This is a genomic window from Methanomethylovorans sp. PtaU1.Bin093 (genome assembly GCF_002067275.1).
Lineage (GTDB): Archaea > Halobacteriota > Methanosarcinia > Methanosarcinales > Methanosarcinaceae > Methanomethylovorans.
This window is the reverse complement of sequence record NZ_MVQX01000003.1, coordinates 1-3,021: the sequence shown is the minus strand read 5'-3', so window position 1 is coordinate 3,021 and position 3,021 is coordinate 1. Positions and strand designations below refer to the sequence as shown.

Here is a 3,021-nt window from a genome sequence, read left to right as displayed (position 1 = left end):
TTGATCGTGGTGATACCTGTACTCATGTTCGTAAGCACGAACTGTTGCGTGGACTTCGCTTTTACCGGCAGGTCGATGTTCTTGGTCACACTTTCACCGTCAGTGGTGGTGATCTCCACAGGCACGTTCTGGTCACTGCTGCCATAGTTCTTTAAAACACAATTATAGGTGTAGCCACTCTGCGTGGTCTCAAGCCTGCCCTGTATGATCCCTATATTATCTGCAGTATTGCCTATCTGCACGAATTCCACCTTAAGGCCGTATGATTCTGCCAGGTTCTTTGCAGAAACAGGATCTTCACCTTCCCAGTTAGTGAGATCCGAGATAACTATAAGCCTTCCACCGCCCTGGGACAGCATTCGCATACCCGTGCCCATGGCAGCAGAGATGTCTGCTACCGTTGCACCAGGTTTAAGGGATGAAAGAGCTGCCTGAGTGGTGGTTGCGTCCTGCCCTTCCAGCAATGTCACAGGAACATTATGCGCCAGCACTATGCTGTTCTTCTTGCTGACATAATCCTCTGCCTTAGCAATGGCTTCCTGGAACCTGTTCCCGGTCTGCATGCTGGCAGACATATCCATCACCAGCACCGTATGCTCATCGCTCAGGGGTTCGTTCGTAATGATGTAAGGCGCAGCAGCTGCCAGGGCTAACAGAATAAGCACCAGTAGCTGTATAAGGAACAAAGGGTCTTTGATAAGTTTTGTGATGGAAGTGAAGAAGCGCTTCTTTTCTTCCACCTGCATGAGGAACATCACTGATGGTATCCTCACCATAAGAGGTTTTGGCCTCAGAAGGTAGAGAATGATAAGAGGAATGACGCTTGCCAGCGCCAGCAGAGCCAGGGGTGTCTCAAAGGCCATATCAGCGTCTCCTGTCTATGGTATAAAGGAAAGCTTCAAAGATGGGCACATCCGTGGTGAAAGCGTAATATTCCGCTCCCACGTGGTAGCATGTATCCTTGATACTGTTCATATGCTCCATCAATTTGCGCTGGTAGCTTTCCTTGAAGCTGTCGCTTACGTAGGTTTTAAGGTCCTTCTCCGTTTCCAGGTCCATGAACTTCGTATGGCCGTGCACCTGAAGCTGGGCTTCTGTCCTGTCCAGCACCTGTACAAGGATGAGGTCATGGTCCGAGAAACGATATATAGCTGACCTGATCGAATCCAGGCTATCCATGAAATCCGATATGATTATCACAAGCGACCGGGAATGGATGGCACGGCTGTATCTGACAATGCATTCGTGTATGTCTGTCCTGCCCTGTAGCTTGGTGGTCTCAAGCCTGTCCAGTGTCTGGAACAGGTATTTCTTTCCTCTGCGCGGCTCAGATATATCCACATCTTCAGAAAAGGTGGAAATTGCGAACTTATCATTGTCCTTTGTGACCATATATGCAAAACCCATGGCAAGCATCAGGCCATATTCGAATTTAGTGGTGTCTTTATCAGGATAGTCCATGCTCTTGCTTGCATCCAGCAGTATATGTGCCGTGAGGGATTTGTCTTCCTCGAACTGTCGCACATACAGTTTTTCCGACCGCGCATAGACCTTCCAGTCAATGGACCGGGGCTCGTCCCCGGGATAGTATTCCCTGAACCCCACGGTATCTATACCTTTACCGCTGTTGATAGAACGGCGGCTGCCGGCATATACGCTGGACACTCTTTTGTTCACCATGAAAGAGAAACGGTCAAGCTGCCGGAAAAAATCCGCATTTATAGTGTGTTTGCCGGGGTTCATGTCCTGCCTGATTTTTATTTGACCTGTGCAAGTATTCCCTTGATCATCTGATCTGCGGTAATGCCCCGCCTTTCAGATTCGAAAGAAAGCCCGATCCTGTGGCGAAGTATAGGATAGGCCATTGCCTCTATATCCTCCTCGCTGACATAGTTCCTGCCTTTGATCAGAGCACGTGCCTTTGCGGTCAGTATAAGGCCGATAGAAGCTCTGGGAGATGCACCGTATTCTATATGCTCGCTGTTCTGCCGTGTAGCCAGCACTATCTTCACGGCCCTGGACTTTAACTGGTCGGAGATCGGCACTTCGGTGGTCAGCTTCTGCAGGTCGAGCAATGTGCTCTTGTTCATGATCTTTCTGACCTGGGGTGTGTCCATTTTAGTATACCTGTCCACAATGCTGAGCTCCTGCTCGAATGTAGGGTAGTCCAGCAATATCTTCAGCAGGAACCTGTCCAGTTGTGCCTCAGGCAGCGGGAAAGTGCCTTCCATCTCAATAGGGTTCTGTGTGGCCAGGATAAAGAACGGCTTGTCGAGCAGGTAAGTATCATTGGCTACAGTGATTTGTTTTTCCTGCATGGCCTCAAGCATTGCGGATTGTGTTTTGGGAGAGGCACGGTTGATCTCATCTGCCAGCACTATGTTGGCAAAGATAGGTCCTGCCTGGAACTTGAACGACTTGACACCGCCGTGTTCCTCGATGATGTTCGTTCCCGTGATATCCGCAGGCATCAGGTCCGGTGTACACTGGACCCTGCTAAAGCGCAGGTCCATGACCTTTGCTATCGTAGAAATGGTCAAAGTCTTTCCTAGACCGGGATTGCTCTCCACCAAAGCATGCCCATTACAGAGCATAGCGATGATCATCTGTTCCACATATTCCTGTTGTCCCACTATGACCTTACCAATCTCGGCGAACAATGCATTGAACATCTCGCCGGCAAGCCGGTATGTCTGGGACAGATTTCCTGCGCTCATTTCACTGGAGTTCATCTCTGGTCTCCTTTACATTCATGGATCAATAGTAAGGGTCTGTCTGCCATTATTTTCCTGCCATTTTCTCAAAGTAGTCCTTGATAATGCTTTCATAACCTTCCGGCAGTTCCTCGGAATATATCGACGAGGATATTGTACTAATTTCGTATGCATAAGATGGAAGGAAATCCTCAGGCGTGGTGTTGGCCTGTTCACCCGGAGTAAAACCTGCGCCTGTGCCAGGCGGAAGTGTCAGATCGACCTGTTTTCCTTCAACGATCACAACCGATGGTTCACCTAAGAGATC

The 3,021-nt window shown here is 49.2% G+C and carries 3 protein-coding genes and 1 pseudogene; all 4 read right to left on the bottom strand.

The window, feature by feature from the left end; translation table 11 throughout:
• Positions 1–863 (bottom strand): BatA domain-containing protein (locus A4E24_RS00060; protein WP_292350605.1); only part of this gene is annotated, 863 nt, incomplete at its 3' end.
• A gap of 1 nt (position 864) precedes the next feature.
• Positions 865–1,743 carry a DUF58 domain-containing protein gene (locus A4E24_RS00055; protein ID WP_292350603.1) on the bottom strand — a complete coding sequence of 293 codons (879 nt, stop codon included), beginning with the start codon at positions 1,741–1,743 and terminating at the stop codon, positions 865–867.
• 14 nt (positions 1,744–1,757) lie between these two features.
• Positions 1,758–2,732: a MoxR family ATPase gene (locus A4E24_RS00050; RefSeq protein ID WP_292350601.1), complete on the bottom strand. Its 975-nt coding sequence runs from the start codon at positions 2,730–2,732 to the stop codon at positions 1,758–1,760.
• Between the two features lie 49 nt (positions 2,733–2,781).
• Positions 2,782–3,021, bottom strand: a pseudogene (locus tag A4E24_RS00045) (hypothetical protein); the annotation flags it as partial.